General features: G+C 73.4%; 1 pseudogene. It reads right to left on the reverse strand.

Annotated elements, in window-relative coordinates:
* Positions 1–20: 20 nt before the first annotated feature.
* Positions 21–203 (reverse strand): annotated as a pseudogene (locus tag AOK23_RS48405) (hypothetical protein); the annotation flags it as partial.

Below are 203 nucleotides of genomic sequence, written 5' to 3' on the forward strand. Positions count from 1 at the left end.
CGGGGGCGCGGAGGGGCGCTTCAGGCCACCAGGCAGAGGCCGTTGTGCGGGGAGCCGGTGGTCGTCGCGCGGCGCGTCGAGGACGTGGAGGTTCGGCGGGTGACCGACGTGGGTGTACGGCGCCTCAGGGATGTGGTCGTACGGCGCGTCAGTTCGTCGCCGGCCAGGGACAACAGGTCGCCGAGGTTCAGGCCGAGGGCCTG

Source organism: Streptomyces torulosus (genome assembly GCF_001419765.1).
Classification (GTDB): domain Bacteria; phylum Actinomycetota; class Actinomycetes; order Streptomycetales; family Streptomycetaceae; genus Streptomyces; species Streptomyces torulosus.